This is a genomic window from Paraburkholderia sp. SECH4, assembly GCF_030511745.1.
Lineage (GTDB): Bacteria > Pseudomonadota > Gammaproteobacteria > Burkholderiales > Burkholderiaceae > Paraburkholderia > Paraburkholderia madseniana.
In genome coordinates this window covers 27,328-43,292 of the sequence record NZ_JALOCP010000027.1, presented here as the reverse complement: position 1 = coordinate 43,292, position 15,965 = coordinate 27,328, and the positions used below count along the sequence as shown (strand labels likewise).

The following is a 15,965-nucleotide window of genomic DNA, read 5'->3' as shown; positions in this document are numbered from 1 at the left end:
ATACTAGTCTGAACGAATGGGCTAGCTAAGCCGTATTCCGCTATTTTTCTTGCCTAAAGCTATGAGTACGAAGCGGGCCTCCACCCACAATCCAGATCTTTCCTCGGGAACCCAGAAACGCGTGATTGCGTTGCTCCGCACGTTGGCGCCCGAGGAGGGCTACAACCTCACGGCGCTGCCGAGCGTCCGCATCTTGCGTTCAAACCGGCCCCTGTCACGCACGCCGGTTCTTTACGACCCCGGCATCGTGATCGTTTGTCAGGGCCGCAAGCGAGGTTATTTCGGCGACCAGCTCTATCTGTACGACGAGCATCACTACCTGGCCGTGTCCGTGCCTGTTCCGTTCAGCATGGAAACCGAGGCAACCCAGGAGCGCCCGCTGCTCGCGCTGTATCTTCACCTCGATTTCACATTGGCCGCTGAACTCGCCGTACAGATCGATCGTGAAGGCGCCAAGGAACACGTGCAGGCGCCTCAAAGCATGATGTCGACGCCGATGGATGACGCGATGCAAGCGTCCGTGTTGCGCTTCCTTGAGGCGATGCATCGGCCACTCGAAGCCGCTGTATTAGGCCCGGGCCTGCTGCGCGAACTTTATTTCCGTGTGCTCACCGGACAGCAAGGAAGCTCGATGCGCGAGGCTTTGGCGATGAGAGGGCAGTTCGGCCGGATAGGCAGATCGCTACGCCTCATCCATGCCGGCTACGCGCAGTCGCTGGACGTGATGCAGTTGGCAGAGGAAGCGGGAATGAGCGTTCCGAGCTTCCACAGCCACTTCAAGGCAATGACTCACGTTTCGCCGATGCAGTACGTGAAGTCAACGCGTTTGCATCAGGCTCGCCTGTTGATGGTCCGCGAGGATTTGACTGCGGAGGCCGCGAGCCACGCAGTCGGTTACACGAGCGCGTCCCAGTTCAGCAGAGAGTTCAAACGGCTTTTTGGCTTGACGCCAGCGGCGGAGGCGAAGCGTATGCGCGAGAGCTTCGCCATTCCGGCAGCGTTCGGCGATGCGACGTACGTTTCGTCACACTGAGTTTGGCACGCTTCGTTTTCATAGTCCGATCGCCGCTGCGGCCTCCACTACCGGTGTTGGCCGCTCTCGGCTCCAAGAACGCTCGATAGAGCTGGGACGTGCGCCGTCTGTGCAAGTGACATTTCTCAGGGGATCAGACTCGCAACGTCGTCCCACGCGAAGACGATGTTTTGCGATCGCCAGACCGGCCCCGGATCGATGTACTCGCCTGCTGGCCGGCCATTTAGCGCCTCGTAAAAGGCGATCGCGGGTTCGTTTCCCTTGACGACGCTTAAAGCGGCTCCCCGATAGTGCATTTCTCTCAAATGAATCGCGAGTTGCGCAAGCAACTCGCGGCCGATGCCGCGGCGCTTGAAGTCGGGATCGACATAAAGGAATTTGATCTCGCCGCGGCCGTCAAATATCGATTCTGAAGGCTCCCCAGCGGCTCCGATTCCAACGGTTCTACTGTCAATCTCAGCAACGAGTACTACCTGGTTGCTGTCATTCGCAGACAGTTTTTCCTTCCACTGCTCGCCACGATATTGCTCGTTGAGGATGGTATATGCTTCCGCTGGCGCAAGATCCTGGTAGGTGTGCCTCCAGACCTTCACGTGAAAATCGGCGATCATTTGAGCATCGTCGATATTTGCGGACCTGATGGATATTCCAGTCATTTAAGGCTCTTTCGGATGCAGAATTGCGCCGGTGGGCGCGGGTGCGAGTAAGAGATTGAAAATCATCTAGCGGACCTCCTGCCGCCGCCCTGCCGGGCGACGGGGTTAAAGTGAGTTTGCCAAAACCGCTTTAACCGGAAGGAGGTCATCATGAACTATAGCGGCATTGACCTGCATTCGAACAACAGCGTGGTGAGCGTGATCGACGAAACGGACCGCGTGGTCGCCGAAAGGCGGCTGCCGAACGACCTGCCAAAGATCCTGGCGCTTCTTGCCCCGTGGCGGCCCGAACTGGCCGGCGTCGTGGTCGAGTCCACGTACAACTGGTACTGGCTTGTCGACGGCCTGCAGGCGGCCGGCTTCGTGGTACATCTGGCCAACACCACGGCGATCAAAAAGTACGATGGGCTCAAGCATAGTGGCGACGAGACCGACGCGCGCTACCTGGCCCACCTGCTTCGTCTGGGCATCCTTCCCACTGGCACCATATTGCCGGCTGAGCATCGCCAGGTGCGCGACCTGGCCCGCAAGCGCATGCAACTGGTGCGCAGCCGCACCAGCCACATTCTCGCCGTTGAGAACATTACGGCGCGTCAGTCCGGCACGCGAATCACGAGCAATCAGGTCAAGCAACTGGACCAGGCCGCTGTCGGGCAACTGCATCTCCCAGACGACGTGGCGCTCGCGGTCCGAGCGAACGTCGCGGTCATCGCGACGCTCTCCTCACAGATCGCCATCGTGGAAAAGCGTCTTCAGGAAAAGGTCGCGCCACGTCCGGACTACGCCCTCCTGACCACGGTACCCGGCATTGGGCAAACGCTTGCGACCATTATCGTGCTGGAAACAGGAACCATCGAACGCTTCGCCAGCGCCGGCAACTTCGCCTCCTATGCGCGGTGCGTGGACAGCCAGCGCATGAGCAACGGCAAGAAAAAAAGCGAAGGCAATACCAGAAACGGAAATCCATACCTGTGCTGGGCATTCATCGAAGCAGCCAACTTCGCGATGCACTTTAGCACCGAAGCCAGGCAGTTCTACGAGCGCAAGAAAGCCAGGACGAATTCAGTGATCGCACGCAAGGCCCTGGCCCACAAGCTCGCCCGTGCGTGTTTCCACATGCTGAAGGAGCGAAAACCATTTGATGTGAACCGCTGCTTCGCATAAGAGTTACGACGGCGACCGGCAAGCCCTAATCGTTGACTGGCGAGAAGCCACTGAGATTGAATGGGATGCCGTGCCGCCGTCCCCGATTTGCAGTAAAGCGGATCGCCTGCAACACGAGCCAGCCCTGGATTGGTGCCGGACGTCTGGCAACCACGAATATTGTGCGAATTAATTGGACGTGTTGCGGCACCAACGTTCTTCTGGGGTGGCAGAGCCACCAGGGCGACAGGCAACCGATGTACGCCGATCGCTTGAGCCTGATGGGTGTCTGGCGCGATCCGTCGCAGCCATGAATCGAAGAAACGGGTGCGCTCGGCTACTGCATTCGGTCAGTGCAATCGAAATCGGCTGCTAAGGCACTCGAAGGTGTTGTTTGCTCACTTGACACCGGGCCCGCTAATGGGTGTCAACGATTCGAGCGATGACGTCGATTGACTGCTTGTGGCCGCATTGAGACGAATGACGATCGTCTCCGATCGATCCGGAGCGGTCAACTGCCGTTCTCATCAGCGGCCATTCGGTATCAGTCAGCAGGGAGTTGCCCAAGTGCTCCAACCGACTATTTCGGCGGTTGACCAGACGTTAGCTCGGCTCGCTTTTTCAACGCGTCATTCATCGCATGCATGCTAATAACCGTGTCCCTTAGGACGCTCTGAGTCAGGGTGCCAGCAAGAATGCCGGTGAATGTTTCACCCTGGATAAAGCGCGTTTTATTGCCCACGGGTTCGAGAATGAAGCGGTGCTCGCCGTCAAAAATACCGGGAAACCATACGTACCCTTTCCATCGCAATTCTCGAACAGCCTGCACCGCCAGTATCTTGGGATGAAACACCATTGCGTCCGGCCCCGTCCCCTCAACAAACTCGATGACGCTGCCCTCCCGAAGCTGTCCGCGCAGTCGTGAAATCTCCGGATTCCACGACGGGTAATCGTCGGTCGCCGTGAGGACCGTCCACACCGTCTGAGGCGAACTGTCAATCAAGGTCTCTGTCTCAATCGACCCATTGTGGTGCAGCGCTAGTATTGCCAGGAAGCCCAGGAAAACCACTCCGGCAAAACCGTACATAACGCGCTTTGCTAAATTCAAGATGAATTCCTTGCGGGCGAAGAAATTGCATATTAACCGCCCTGGCGTGTTCACCACCCCAATCAATAATGGCTTCAAGATTGTTGCGAATTCGCGCGGCTCCGTCGAACGTCTCAAACTGGCCGGTCACTACCTCATGCAAACGGCATGCAACGCCCGAGTCTAGCAACGTAGCGATCGGCAGCACGCCCCCCTTTGCGGACATCCGGCGCGCGGAGGACAATGCCCTTGCGAATCTCTTCCGAGGCTGCGCAACATGGCTAAATTTAAGCCTGATGGATGGCATACCGTCACGCCCCGAATCGTCGTACGGGATCCGGAAAACCTGATCACATTCATCAAAATGGTGTTTCAGGCACAGGGCGAATTCCGTCGCGGGCTGCCTGCCGAAATCATGATCGGCGATTCCGTCGTGATGGTTAGCGGCGGAGACGGCCTTCGCGATCCGATGCCGGCATTTCTGTATGTCTACGTTGAGGACGCCGATTCGACCTTCCAGCGAGCGATTGCGGCGAATGCGATCTCGCTCGAAGTTCCGACCGACATGCCATACGGCGACAGGCGAGCGATGGTAAGAGATCCGTGGGGAAACACATGGCAAATTGCCACACACCACCGCGACCTCTCGGCTGCAGAGATCCGGTCAAGGTTGGCCAAGGACGGATAGGCCGATATTTGGAGAGCGGGCCAGGTGAAGAGAAATAAAGCGAAATGGGCGGATGCTGCGCGACTGACCCGCTGTAATATCAAACGGGCTTATCGCTGCAGTGGCTGGTATAGAAACTGATGCCATTGCCATCGGGATCATGCATCGAGAAATAGTGGTGGCCGTATAGCTCGCCATCCGCGATAGCGGTCACTCCGATACCAGGTGAATCGCTCGACCACGAATTTCCGCCTATGGCGATCCCGCGACACCAGTTCATCCGACAACTGCATGTCCGACATCGCTGACATCCTGCACATCCATCCTTCCAACTAGCACGTTTTTCGCGGCGAGCCACGCATCGGGACGACGCATCGTCGCGATGACGTTCCAGGCGTCGCCTGCAGACAGGTCGGTTATCGCCCCAGATAACAGATCCGTAATCCGCTCGACGCTCGCCGGTCAGAATCATCCCGGCAGAATCGTCCCATCGCGTCGTTCACCGGGCGCTTGTTCAAAGGATATCGGGAAGATCACGATGATCGGTTCACGTTCTGTCAACATGTTGCGCGCCGGCTTGCGTCCGCTTTCGGTTGCGGCGCTCGTCGGTCTCGCAAGTACCTGTCATGCACAATCCGCAGTCGCAGTGAATGCGCAGGACACTGCCGGGGGGACGAAGGCTCCGTCCATCGCAACCTGTGTCGCGTGCCACGGCGCATTGGGCGCCGGCACCGTAACCGGCGGGCCGCGGCTTGCTGGCAAAGATCCGGATTACCTCGCGCACGCATTGTCAATGTTCAAGGCGGGCACACGCGCAAGCGCTGTCATGCAGACGGTCGCACACAATCTTTCCGATAGCGAAATACGCGAGCTCGCAACCTTTTTCTCGAAGCAGAACCCGCCGCTTGCCGAAGGTGCGCCGCCGCAACAAAGCCTCGTGGTGGCTGGAAAGCAGCTCGCCGAGATGGGTGCAGGACCCGGCGTGCCCGCCTGTTTCAGTTGCCACGCGGCCGGCGGCAAAGGCAATGGCGCGCGCTTTCCAGGCATTGCAGGCGAACCGGCGGCGTTTGTCGTTGCCCGGCTACACGAATTTCAGGCGCGCGCGAAGGAGAAAACGCCAGCGCCGGGAACGATGACGGCCGTCGCGGCCACGCTGAACGACGCACAGATCGAAGCGGCTGCGGCTTACCTTTCGGTCACCAGACCTTGACGACCGACAACGCGTGATCTGCGCGTCAACATTGCGTCGATTGGCGTTGCAACTCAACACCTGACAGCGTTTGCGACGGGTTTCCCCGTACCGCAACCCATTCCCTTTGTGTCGAGTACAAATGCAATTTACTGTGTGGAGTAACGTCGCCGTGATATCGGGTCTGGTAGTGATGCTCGCCGGCTGCACCGTGAGTAGCGACGGCTCAAGTTTGAGTGCAGCGCAAAACCCGCAGCTACCTGAATCCTATCCTTGCCAAAGCTTGCACGTTAAGCCGATGACCTGCCCACCCGGATAGGAAGGCACCGACCGCGTTCGCGACCTCGTCGACGGTGACGCGTGCGGCTTCATCAAAGTTCGCCGCAACCTGGATGACCAGGACTATATGGACTTAATGCAAGCGCGTTTCCCGTCGGTGTGAAGACCAGGATGACCCGCTTAGAATGCCGCACGTTGGTGTATGGGGTCAGGGTGTCCAGCGATAAACGGTGATGCTGGAACCCTTAACGTTGTTTTTCGTGACCACGTACTCGCCCGTCGATCGAAGGTATGCCCTGATGCCGTACATCGAATCGATGGCGCTGCTGGCGTCGACGGTACCGGTGCTGGTGTTGACCAGCGTGGTGTCGAGATTGCCTGTAGCGAGATTGAAGGCGTCGATGTTCGGCAAAGCTTCCCCGGTGCCGAACCAGTAGCCGACGAATAGATAACTGCCGGCCGCGTCAATCGACTTGGCGCCGGCGTGGGGGAGCTTAATCACCGGATTGGGTGCCGTGGTGTTGCCCGCGCTCCAGCCGTGATACACCTCGATCCGCGTGCCTATCGACGTCCAGTCCGTACTCCCGACAACGCCCTGTCCGAGAATCATGGTGTCGCTGTCCGCGAGGTAGACGATGCGCGTCAACGGCTTAATGCTATCGGGAATGCGGATGGGAATACCGGGTCCCCATGTTGGCTTGCCGCTGGCGTCGAAGCCGGTCAGCGGGTAGTGGTAGATGTAACCGGTCTTGTCGAGGCCGGCCCACACGCCCCCGTTGCTGTCGATGCAGAATCCGTCCCTGACCGATGCAGTCGTCTTGAACGCCGGTCCGGGAAGCGTGGCGTCCGGTATTGCGATGTAGCCATTCGCAGCATTGAAGTGGAAGAAGTAGTAGATATCGGGATTCTGGCCGGATGCCACGAGGATCCGGTTGGCGCCGACGGTGGCCAGTTGACCGAAGTGCTCATCCCGTGAGCGATCGTTGATGTTGATGCGTGGATCGGATGGATAGGCGATCGGATCGACCGTGTTCGCTACGAAGGTTCCCCCAGCGGTGCCGGTGTAGATGTTCGTGCCGCCATAGAAGTAGACGCCGTCGGTACCCGGGTCCGGAGCGGCGATCCCCTCGAAGTTGAGAGACTGAAGCTTCCATTGCAGGCGACCAGAACTGTTGTAGGAGTGAATGTCGGTGCCGCCGTCGCGGCCGAGGTCCCAGCTTCCGCCCCAAGGGTTGTTGAGCACATAGAGGTTGCCTGCGGTGTCCTTGCCGATGCCGGCGACGCGGGTAAAACGCTTGTCGCCAACCTGGCCTTTGATTCCCGTCGTGGTGTCGAGATAACCACCCTGAATGCCGAATGTCCCGGCCAGCGTCGGCGTGCCCGAAAGCTTGTAGCGCTTGATGTTCATGTCGGGACCTTCGTCCCCGACCATGAGCTGCCCCGACGACGCATCGAAATTGAGCGCCGATGGCTGCGAGCCGCTTGGCATCCGGATGGTGTTCAACAGGGCGCCGGTTGGACTGAATCCGACGATCGAGCCCTCACTCTTCTGCGCGACCCAAACGTTGCCTGCGCCATCCAGTGCGAGAGCGCCCGGGCCCGTGATGTTGATGTCCCGCTGCCAGACACCGCCGGTAGTGAAGATCCGGACGCGATTGCCGTAGAAGTCGCTCGCGTAGAGGAGCGAGCCCGCCGTAGCGAGTCCGGTGACGACGTCGACCCGAGGCTGGTTGTTCAACGCACTGATCTGAATCAATAGATCGCGAGTCCTGGTGGTGCGGTTGTATCGTCCCACCGCACCGCTTCCGTACGTCCCGCCGGGCTGCAGTGCCACAAAGATCGATGTCGCGTTGCCCGTGATCGCGCTGCCCTGAAACTCGCCGTGCGCGCCCATCGAGCCGAGGCTCTTGCCGGCCTGGTAGATAGCAACGCCACCTTCGTACTCGTCCCACATGGAGGCCGTATAGATGACGCCTTCCGGCGCGACCCACATGGAACGCGCAGTGTTACCCACATGGGCTGCGAGGGTGCCATAGGTGTTCGCCAGCCAGTCGGTCGTGTTTCCTGCCTGACACGCCGGCGCAATCGTGGCTATCGCTGCGGCGAGTAGCACCGCATGAATCCGTTTTCTCTCGATCATGACTGATGCTCTCCAGAATGTAGTGATCATTCACGTGAATGATCGGCCAGCCAGATTTCAAATTCGTGATCGGTGACCCACGTATGACCATATGCAACGCATTGCGCCTTTACAAGCCGCACGGCGACTTTGTATGCGGGCGTGAATCGCGGTCTCCCCTCGCCTTCGCGCGCAACAGGTAATATTTCGCGTTGTCCTGGCGTATCGCTATGCATAGCGAATGAATTCGGGTGTTTTGACCGTTACCAAAAAAACATAGGGGTGGAGTCAATGAATCGAAAAGAAATCAAAGCCCAGGTCGTGCAGCTTCTGTCGGATGGCGTTGCGAAATCCGAAGTGTTCACCAGGTTGGCGGGACAAGGCGTCAAGGATCGTCTGCTTGCATATTTCATCGCAGCGCACGCAGATCCTGAGCGGTGCCGTGCAAACCGCGGCCATTTGATTGCCGTTCGGATCATCGCCTGGCTGCAGGTGATTGTTGGTTTGTTGGCGGGATATGCCGTTGGCAGCGAGATATCTGCGGTGGCGGGGTTGATCGTCGCGGGGGTGGCTGTAGCGATTTCCCTGCTGTTTGTCTGGGGTTTTTCGAAAAACAATGTCGGCGCCTATAACGCCTATCTGATTTTGACGATTACGCAATTGCCGAGGCAGTTCACGGGCTTTGCGGAACGTCCAGTGTCAACGTTGATTGGTTGTCTGCTTGGTGTGGGGTTGTTCGCCTATATCTGGTACGTCAGAACCCGGATCTTCCCTGATTTCAATTTCATTGCACCTAAAAAAATGAATGGGAAGTACGTCTTCTCGGAGTAACCCATCGGGCAGTGACAGCAGCCGCGAAATGCCGTCTTTTGGGACGGCGAAGCTCACGGCGATCGCGCCCGTCTGAACGTGGCCATCGTCTGCCGACAATACGTCGACGAAGCGAGGGCGACGAGACACTGGCGCTGGCGTTACCCCCACGCCTTGAGCACGTGTGTCTTCCCTCCGATTTTGCCAGGCTGAATGATATGGGTTTCCTGGCTCTGCAGCGTGCGCGTGGGCCAGGACTCGCTGCTCAAGTCGAAAGCTGGTGCCGCGAACAAGGCTTTTACCAAACGTAACGCATCAGGCTGGGTGCTCCATCGCCCTTCTTGAAACTTGCAACGAATACAGCGCTGTGGGAAAAACAGGAAGACGATATGGACATCAATTGCGGCGGCGTAGTTGATGGACGCGTCTCGATTGCGCAGCTCGGAGACGCGATCTTCAAGCGCATGCTCGAATGTGCGTCCGGCGTCCCGTCGAAAAGTGAAGTGAACGGTTACGGACAAAACGAATTCGTGCCGTGGCAATTGGGCGTCATCACCTGAAAACTCGCTCCGCTCTATGGCGAAGGGTGAATTTGACAGACGAGGTTCGCGTTTGCGCGTGGACCTGGTCCCATGCAGTCGCAGAGATCGGCAGCACCTGCGGATTCCCGCAGCGGGGACAACTGGAAGGATCTTTCGCAATCCGCCGGACATCGGCCATGCGTGCAAACCGTCCGTATCAAGCGTTGTGGTCGAACCCGGTCCGACGGGGAACGCGCCCGCCATTCTTCAAGCTCATCTCGAGTTCTCGTCGAGAGCAGCGAAGATCGACTACTGAGAGGGCGCGGCGCGTCGACCGACTTGATTAGGGAGCGTAGTAGTTCAATTCATCGATCCGCGCACGGATCGCGTCCACATTGAGTGCCTCGATATCGGCGCTCGTCATCGATCCCCGATCGGCTCGCCATGGGCCGTTATCGGCTTGATGTTGCGCATCGCGATAGGCCAGCCACTGACGCTGGGCATTGCGGATCAGCATGCGCGATTGCGGATCGGCGTTGCGCATGATCCGTTGATACACGTCGTTCATGCGTTTGTCGTACGCAAGGTAAGCCTGGTGCGAACAGTCGGTCATGCCCGCCGTAGTCTGCCCCGCCGGTGTACCGAGACATGCTTCGGCCTGAGCCTCGATCGGGTCGACCTTCTTTTGCGCCGACGCTATGGGCAAAGCAAGAGCCATCAGGATCAGAAAACTAACCGTTCGTGTCATCATCCGCCCTCGTCCGTTGACAGCTGCAAATGTGCAATTCGCATTTTGCCTGTGGTCAAGCAAAAGGTGTCCGTCGAATTTCGTAGGATCTTCCTTATGGTGGGCTCCTCAATATGCACATCAGCGATATGCCTGCTTAGGTGCGAGCGGCCTGAAAGCCACCTCAATAGGCATTGATGCATGGAGGTGTATGGAGGCGACGTTCCTAGAATGTACGAAACAACTCGTCTTTCGGATACGGTAGTGCCGGTTCCGGCATTTGGCGCATTCCGAAATGTTACCTGCCGGATGGTCGCTTCTTGCGGGCTTTCTCCTATTTCATTTCCGCCAGCGGGCAGGCTCCAAGTCTCACCAGACGACTTTTCCTGCAGCAGCGGTTTGCCTTCGTGATTATGAATCAAGGCTGCAACGGTGGCTTTCGACGAAACAAATGCATCAAGATGAAGTCTGGAATAAATTTGACGCCTCTATGATTGTGGCTTCAATCGAAAAGGAGATTCGTCATGGGAGAAAACCATCGTAGGACACTGATCAAGTCGACCGCCGTGCTTGGTCTGGCCCACCTTTGTGGCCTTGGAAGCCTGAGCGCTTTGGCAGCAGCGGCTGCGTCAGGCAAACACATCAAGCCCGGCAGCAAATCCGCATTGATCGTCGTGGACGTGCAAAATTGTTTCATCGATGGCGGAACGTTGCCGGTGAAAGGCGGCGCCGAGGTCGTGCCACTCATCAACGAGTTGGCTAGCAAGTTCGAGAACATTGTCATTACGCAGGACTGGCACACACCGGGACACGCGTCGTTCGCCAGTTCCCATCCCGGTAAGAAGCCGTTCGAGACGGCGCAGTTGTCGTACGGCACACAGGTCTTGTGGCCGGACCATTGCGTGCAAGGCACCGACGACGCCGCGCTCGACAAGGACCTTAAGCTGCCGACTGCACAAGTAATCATACGCAAGGGTTTTCACAAGGACATGGATAGCTATTCCGCATTTGAGGAAGCCGACCACAAGACAGAAACCGGCCTCTCGGGATACCTGAAGCAGCGACGTATCGACACCGTGTTTGTGACCGGACTGGCGACTGACTTCTGCGTTGCATGGACAGCAATGGACGCTCGCAAGGCGGGGTTCGAAGCTTACGTCATCGAAGACGCAACGCGTCCGATTGACCTCAACGGCTCACTTGCGATTGCGCGTAAAAACATGGATCGCGTGGGTGTAAAGCGGATTCAGTCAAAGGATATCTTGTCGACGTGAGCGAACGGCTCAGATTACTGCCCCGGATATCGCACAACCTTGCAGGCTAAGGTTGCGCCTTGGATGCCCAACGCGCCCAAGAATGGTTCAATATTTGGATGACAGGCTGTCAGCGGACAGTATGAGACATTCAACGGCCACGACCGGATTGGCAACAATCGTTGGCATATGGGTGCGGCCGAACGTTAGCTCAACCCATCGGCCACTATTGCTGCGTGAGCATCAGGTTCAGATTCTGAACCGCAGCGCCGGATGCGCCCTTGCCAAGATTGTCGAAAACCGCGGACAGCAGGACGTGACCGTGTTCCATGTTAGGAAATACGCTTAAGCGCATGTCGTTCGTACCGTTCAGCACTTGCGGATCCAGGTGCTTTAAGACGCACGATTCGTGCAACGGCGAGACACGTACGTGGGCCGCCTCGGCATAGTGACGTGAGAGACACGCGTGTAACGTGGCGCCATCCACGCCGGGCGCCAGCAGCCGCAACTCCAGGGGCACCGTCAGCACGATGCCCTGGCGGAACGCGCCATACGCAGGGACGAAGATGGGACGCTGCGCGAGACCGGCGTGCTGCTGGATCTCCGGGGTGTGCTTGTGCGCGAGTTCCAGACCATATACCTGGTATGAAGGCGCGTTGACGGCACCCTGCCCCTCATGCTCCTCCACGCCGGCACGCCCACGTCCGGAGTAGCCGGACACGGCATGAATGCTGATAGGGTAGTTGCCTGGTATGAGCCCAGCCTGCAACAGGGGACGCAGCAAGCCAATTGCACCGGTCGGATAGCAACCGGGATTGGTGACACGACGTGCGCTCGCAATCCGCTCAGCCTGTCCCAGCGTCATTTCCGGAAAGCCGTATGTCCAGTCCGGCCGTGTGCGGTGGGCGGAACTTGCGTCGATTACTCTGAGGGCAGGATTAACAATGGCCTCCACTGCCTCGCGCGCGGCGGCATCAGGCAAACAGAGAATGGCGATGTCGCACGCGTTAATGGCTTCTGCGCGACGCCGTGGATCTTTGCGCTCCCCAGCGGCAAGCGTGAACAATCTAAGGTCGGTCCGGTTGCGCAGCCGTTCGTGGATTTGCAACCCGGTGGTGCCTTGGTCGCCGTCGATGAAAACAACGGGAGAGCTCATACGTGGAATACTCCGGTAACTGTGGGTCGTAACAAATAGAACGAGCCCCTATGTTCCATGGACCGCTAGAATAGAGAAAGTTGAATTTCATAACGTGAATATTCAGTTTTTCTGAATCTGGACGTCGACATGCGAGAGATCAGCCTGGACCGCTTGCGCACTCTGGTCGCCATTACCGACCGTGGCTCATTTGCCGATGCGGCGCGTGCATTGCACCTGGCGCCGCCAACGGTCAGCCTCCACATCGCTGAACTCGAAGACCGCATTGGGGCTCCACTCCTGTCACGGAAACGCGGACATGTAAGGCCGTCGGCGATAGGAGAGGTGCTGGTGGAGCGCGCGCGCCGACTGCTGGCCGATGCGGAGCAGGCGTTAGACGATATTCAACGCCAGGTGCAGGGGCTCGAAGGGCGCGCGCGTCTCGGTGCGTCGACCGGCGCGATCGCGCACCTGTTGCCGCAAGCGCTTGAGGTGCTGCGCCAGCACCATCCCGCTATCGACATTCAGGTGGCAGTACTCACTTCGCATGAAACGCTGACCCAACTGGCGGATGGAACGCTGGATGTTGGGCTCGTCGCACTGCCTCAGCCCCCGGTGGCTGGACTCGTGATAAAGCCCTGGCGCCGCGACCCCGTGATGGCCTTTGTGCCGGCGCATTGGCGGTGTCCGGCCCGCGTCACGCCTGAATGGCTCGCCGCCCAACCGCTCATTCTCAATGACGCAACCACGCGTCTCTCGCGTCTGACTGCGGAGTGGTTCGCGACCGCGGGGCACCACCCCGCGCCGCGCATTCAGCTCAACTACAACGACGCGATCAAGAGTCTGGTAGCGGCAGGTTACGGCGCAGCGCTGTTGCCCCATGAGGCCACTACGCCATTACCCGACAGGCGCATTGTCATGCGTCCGCTGCGCCCGGCGTTGTGGCGTCGGCTCGGCATTGCACATCGTGCCGGGTACGTTGAGCGTTCCACGCAACACGTACTTGATGTGTTGTGGGATCTGCGAGTAGCGTAGGCGTTGCCATTTGCCGCTTCGGTTCATTCTCGCGGGGACAGTAGCCTTTTTGCACGCCACGACGAACGAATGGCCAGGTTGTAGAAATTTGACTGACCGGATTGGGTCCCAATTCAGCCACTTGTCTTGCTCAATAGCCGTCATTCGTTGAGGCAGGCACGTCGCTCACTCGATACGCTCGACAAATTGTGTGCGATCAAATGGAGCCGTATATGGATCTGGCCAGAATTCGACCATGCGGGTGATTTTGCCGTGTTCGACCGTAAAGAACGAGATTGCTCGTGCATGCAGGACGCCATCAGTGACAAACACATCCGACACAGCCTCTTTTTCACTCCCGACGATACGATTGATCGTGAAAACCCACGGGCCTTGCGCGGGGTATTCTGTGTTGAGTAGAGCAAAATTGGTAGCACCCGGTCCGACGCAAACGTCAGAGGATCGCCGCGCGCAGTATCTATGCGAGTGGCACAAGGCGACCCCTGACCGGCTACGCTGCAGCCACGCTGTAGACAAAGGTCGCGTTATTGATCGCGTGCAACAGGATTGGCATCGACAGCCCCTTCGTCTTCCTGGTCAGCCAACCGGCAATCAGGCCCATGACGAACAGGTAGATAAAATGGCGCGTGTCTTCGTGCATGCCGGCGAATATCGCAGCCTGCAGCACGTTGGCCCAGCCGAAGCTGATATGGCGCGACAATCCTCCTAACAGGCAACCGCGGAACACCAGTTCTTCGATTACTGGCACGAACACCGATAACACCAGCAGCGCGAGCGGAATGCCGCCGAGCGCGATTGCACCGTGCGCCAGGTTCACCGCCCACGAGTTCGGAGCAAAGCCGTGCGGAACGTTGTGCCGAGCCAGCAAGTGGGGGATCTGATAGATGCCGTACGCGGCGACAGGTACCAACATCCACGTCCACTTCCATCGTCCACTGCCGAGCCATTCGCGCCATCCGATCAGCCGACCGACTGCCGCTAGCCCGAGCGCGCTGAAAAACAGCGTCCACAAATGTGAAATCGCAATGCGATTTGAGGCATCGATGCGCACTACGCCGCTGCCGGTCGGCGACAGCGCCGCCGTGCCCATGCGAAAGATCGTGACGAGATAGAGCGCCATGGAAAAGACGCCCAGCCCCCACCATGCGTGCCGCAAACCTATCCGCGCGAAGAGTGGTGTGGACGCTTTTCCGACGCGTTGCCGGACCGTACCACGGTAATGCACCGGGAAGAGCAACAGGCCTGGCGATGCAAGATAGAGCGCGAGCATACCGAACAGGCCGGCCGCGAGTGGGAGCAAATCGGCGCGGGCGGCGATAGCCGGATTGAGGTCAAGCAGATGCGCGTACGCATACGCGAACGGCGTGGCCTTACCGGTCTTCTGGTACTGGTCGCGGATAATATCCGCAGCTATCTTCGCGTCGCCCACATCGAATGCAACATCAAGGCGAAGCTGCTGGTTTTGCGGAGACTCGAATTTATGCGACGCGGCGTCAGCGGTCAGAGCCGCTTCCGCGGCTGCCGAATCGCCGGCACGCTGTAGTACACGCGCCGTCGTATAAGCGTCGATCTTAAGTCCTGCGCGTTGGGCGCGATGAAACTCGTCGCTCGCTTCCGTGCCAGGCAGCACTTCGACAGCCGTATTGATGCGTATGGCTTCCTGCCATGGTGTCCTGGCGACGGGCGCCGCCGCCAGCAGCTTGCTGGCATCGCGTGCGCGACCCGTTCTCGCCAGGTACCGCATCGCGTCGATCAGGCGGTCATTGGCCGGATCGAGCTGCGCCGCGAGAACCGCCTCCTGCCCGGCCCGGATGTCGTTTTTCGTGGTTGCGTAAGCGCGTGACAACGCGGCATGAAGACGCGCGCGCTGCGCCGCGCTCCAGCCAGTCGACTTGGCGACAAGCGGCTCGCCATATGCGACCGCTTCTGCGCCGAACCGATGTTCGAGCAGATAAAGTGCCGCTTCGGGATCGGTTGCAAACTCCTTGTTGAGCGCGGCGCGACAAGCTTCCAAGTCCTTCCCGGCGACGTCGCTCCAGCTCAGATCCTCCGACCACGCGAAGCGCTCGATGAATTTGCATTGCGCGAGAAGAAGCGACACATCGCCGGGGCTTTTGCTCTGAGCCTGACGATAAAGGTCGAGCACCCGCTGGTAGCTGCTCTTTTCCTGCTCCACGACGAATTCGGCGGCCTGCTCCGGCGCGCGGATTTTGTCGGGCGACAGGCGGCCCGCGTCGGCTGCAACGGCATGGCCCGTCAGTAGTGCGCTGCCTGCGATAAGGAGGCAAGATTTAAGGGTTCCAGCGAGCAT

General features: G+C 58.8%; 14 protein-coding genes and 3 pseudogenes. 9 read left to right on the top strand and 8 right to left on the bottom strand.

The features are described from left to right. Window positions 1-61 precede the first annotated feature (61 nt). Window positions 62-1,033, top strand: a complete 972-nt coding sequence (locus M0D67_RS29275; protein ID WP_171929401.1) for an AraC family transcriptional regulator — start codon at window positions 62-64, stop codon at window positions 1,031-1,033. A 125-nt stretch (window positions 1,034-1,158) separates the two neighbouring features. On the opposite strand, the gene M0D67_RS29270 is transcribed toward M0D67_RS29275, so the two are convergent. Then, the gene (locus M0D67_RS29270; protein WP_171929402.1) at window positions 1,159-1,689 is read right to left on the bottom strand and encodes a GNAT family N-acetyltransferase; all 531 of its coding nucleotides are present in this window, start codon (window positions 1,687-1,689) and stop codon (window positions 1,159-1,161) included. A 150-nt stretch (window positions 1,690-1,839) separates the two neighbouring features. On the opposite strand from M0D67_RS29270, the gene M0D67_RS29265 reads away from it, so the two are divergent. Further along, on the top strand, window positions 1,840-2,853 hold the full coding sequence (locus tag M0D67_RS29265) for an IS110 family transposase (RefSeq protein WP_266240671.1): 1,014 nt from the start codon (window positions 1,840-1,842) through the stop codon (window positions 2,851-2,853). A gap of 559 nt (window positions 2,854-3,412) precedes the next feature. Here M0D67_RS29265 and M0D67_RS29260 read toward each other — a convergent pair. Next, window positions 3,413-4,018 carry an SRPBCC domain-containing protein gene (locus M0D67_RS29260; RefSeq protein ID WP_266240670.1) on the bottom strand — a complete coding sequence of 202 codons (606 nt, stop codon included), beginning with the start codon at window positions 4,016-4,018 and terminating at the stop codon, window positions 3,413-3,415. A 178-nt stretch (window positions 4,019-4,196) separates the two neighbouring features. Between M0D67_RS29260 and M0D67_RS29255 the strand changes: the two genes are divergently transcribed. Then, the gene (locus M0D67_RS29255; RefSeq protein WP_154566601.1) at window positions 4,197-4,607 is read left to right on the top strand and encodes a VOC family protein; all 411 of its coding nucleotides are present in this window, start codon (window positions 4,197-4,199) and stop codon (window positions 4,605-4,607) included. A gap of 517 nt (window positions 4,608-5,124) precedes the next feature. Beyond that, complete coding sequence (locus tag M0D67_RS29250; protein ID WP_266240669.1) at window positions 5,125-5,796, top strand: c-type cytochrome; 672 nt, start codon at window positions 5,125-5,127, stop codon at window positions 5,794-5,796. A 466-nt stretch (window positions 5,797-6,262) separates the two neighbouring features. Here the strand turns inward: M0D67_RS29250 and M0D67_RS29245 are convergent, their stop codons facing one another. Further along, window positions 6,263-8,194 (bottom strand): SMP-30/gluconolactonase/LRE family protein, encoded by a 1,932-nt coding sequence (locus tag M0D67_RS29245; protein ID WP_266240668.1) that lies wholly within the window; start codon window positions 8,192-8,194, stop codon window positions 6,263-6,265. A gap of 270 nt (window positions 8,195-8,464) precedes the next feature. Here M0D67_RS29245 and M0D67_RS29240 point away from each other — a divergent pair, with 270 nt between their 5' ends. The 3 genes and pseudogenes from M0D67_RS29240 to M0D67_RS29230 form a co-directional block, all read left to right on the top strand. Beyond that, entirely contained in the window at window positions 8,465-9,004 is a 540-nt protein-coding gene (locus M0D67_RS29240) for a hypothetical protein (protein ID WP_266240667.1), read from the top strand. Between the two features lie 119 nt (window positions 9,005-9,123). Next, window positions 9,124-9,305 (top strand): annotated as a pseudogene (locus M0D67_RS29235) (LysR family transcriptional regulator); the annotation flags it as partial. A 4-nt stretch (window positions 9,306-9,309) separates the two neighbouring features. Beyond that, window positions 9,310-9,543: pseudogene (locus M0D67_RS29230) on the top strand (altronate dehydratase); the annotation flags it as partial. Window positions 9,544-9,847: 304 nt separating this feature from the next. On the opposite strand, the gene M0D67_RS29225 reads toward M0D67_RS29230, so the two are convergent. Then, complete coding sequence (locus M0D67_RS29225; RefSeq protein WP_154566605.1) at window positions 9,848-10,255, bottom strand: lysozyme inhibitor LprI family protein; 408 nt, start codon at window positions 10,253-10,255, stop codon at window positions 9,848-9,850. Further along, complete coding sequence (locus tag M0D67_RS29220) at window positions 10,252-10,653, bottom strand: hypothetical protein (protein WP_266240666.1); 402 nt, start codon at window positions 10,651-10,653, stop codon at window positions 10,252-10,254. Before M0D67_RS29220 ends, M0D67_RS29225 begins: the two co-directional genes overlap by 4 nt. A 102-nt stretch (window positions 10,654-10,755) precedes the next feature. Between M0D67_RS29220 and M0D67_RS29215 the strand changes: the two genes are divergently transcribed. Then, complete coding sequence (locus tag M0D67_RS29215; protein ID WP_154566607.1) at window positions 10,756-11,505, top strand: nicotinamidase; 750 nt, start codon at window positions 10,756-10,758, stop codon at window positions 11,503-11,505. Window positions 11,506-11,710: 205 nt separating this feature from the next. Here M0D67_RS29215 and argC read toward each other — a convergent pair whose 3' ends face one another. Then, the gene (gene argC / locus M0D67_RS29210; protein WP_266240665.1) at window positions 11,711-12,640 is read right to left on the bottom strand and encodes an N-acetyl-gamma-glutamyl-phosphate reductase; all 930 of its coding nucleotides are present in this window, start codon (window positions 12,638-12,640) and stop codon (window positions 11,711-11,713) included. Window positions 12,641-12,769: 129 nt separating this feature from the next. Between argC and M0D67_RS29205 the strand changes: the two genes are divergently transcribed. Continuing rightward, entirely contained in the window at window positions 12,770-13,654 is an 885-nt protein-coding gene (locus M0D67_RS29205; protein WP_266240664.1) for a LysR family transcriptional regulator, read from the top strand. 165 nt (window positions 13,655-13,819) lie between these two features. Here the strand turns inward: M0D67_RS29205 and M0D67_RS29200 are convergent. Next, window positions 13,820-14,071: pseudogene (locus M0D67_RS29200) on the bottom strand (nuclear transport factor 2 family protein); the annotation flags it as partial. Between the two features lie 73 nt (window positions 14,072-14,144). Beyond that, complete coding sequence (locus M0D67_RS29195) at window positions 14,145-15,965, bottom strand: CPBP family intramembrane glutamic endopeptidase (RefSeq protein WP_266240663.1); 1,821 nt, start codon at window positions 15,963-15,965, stop codon at window positions 14,145-14,147.

Bases quoted from the DNA above. Each gene is read 5' to 3' on its own strand.
- M0D67_RS29215 (WP_154566607.1), top strand. From the start codon at position 10,756: ATGGGAGAAAACCATCGTAGGACACTGATCAAGTCGACCGCCGTGCTT.
- M0D67_RS29205 (WP_266240664.1), top strand. From the start codon at position 12,770: ATGCGAGAGATCAGCCTGGACCGCTTGCGCACTCTGGTCGCCATTACC.
- M0D67_RS29250 (WP_266240669.1), top strand. From the start codon at position 5,125: ATGATCGGTTCACGTTCTGTCAACATGTTGCGCGCCGGCTTGCGTCCG.
- M0D67_RS29245 (WP_266240668.1), bottom strand. From the start codon at position 8,194: ATGATCGAGAGAAAACGGATTCATGCGGTGCTACTCGCCGCAGCGATA.
- M0D67_RS29240 (WP_266240667.1), top strand. From the start codon at position 8,465: ATGAATCGAAAAGAAATCAAAGCCCAGGTCGTGCAGCTTCTGTCGGAT.
- M0D67_RS29265 (WP_266240671.1), top strand. From the start codon at position 1,840: ATGAACTATAGCGGCATTGACCTGCATTCGAACAACAGCGTGGTGAGC.
- M0D67_RS29275 (WP_171929401.1), top strand. From the start codon at position 62: ATGAGTACGAAGCGGGCCTCCACCCACAATCCAGATCTTTCCTCGGGA.
- M0D67_RS29195 (WP_266240663.1), bottom strand. From the start codon at position 15,965: ATGCTCGCTGGAACCCTTAAATCTTGCCTCCTTATCGCAGGCAGCGCA.
- M0D67_RS29255 (WP_154566601.1), top strand. From the start codon at position 4,197: ATGGCTAAATTTAAGCCTGATGGATGGCATACCGTCACGCCCCGAATC.
- argC (WP_266240665.1), bottom strand. From the start codon at position 12,640: ATGAGCTCTCCCGTTGTTTTCATCGACGGCGACCAAGGCACCACCGGG.
- M0D67_RS29225 (WP_154566605.1), bottom strand. From the start codon at position 10,255: ATGATGACACGAACGGTTAGTTTTCTGATCCTGATGGCTCTTGCTTTG.
- M0D67_RS29270 (WP_171929402.1), bottom strand. From the start codon at position 1,689: ATGACTGGAATATCCATCAGGTCCGCAAATATCGACGATGCTCAAATG.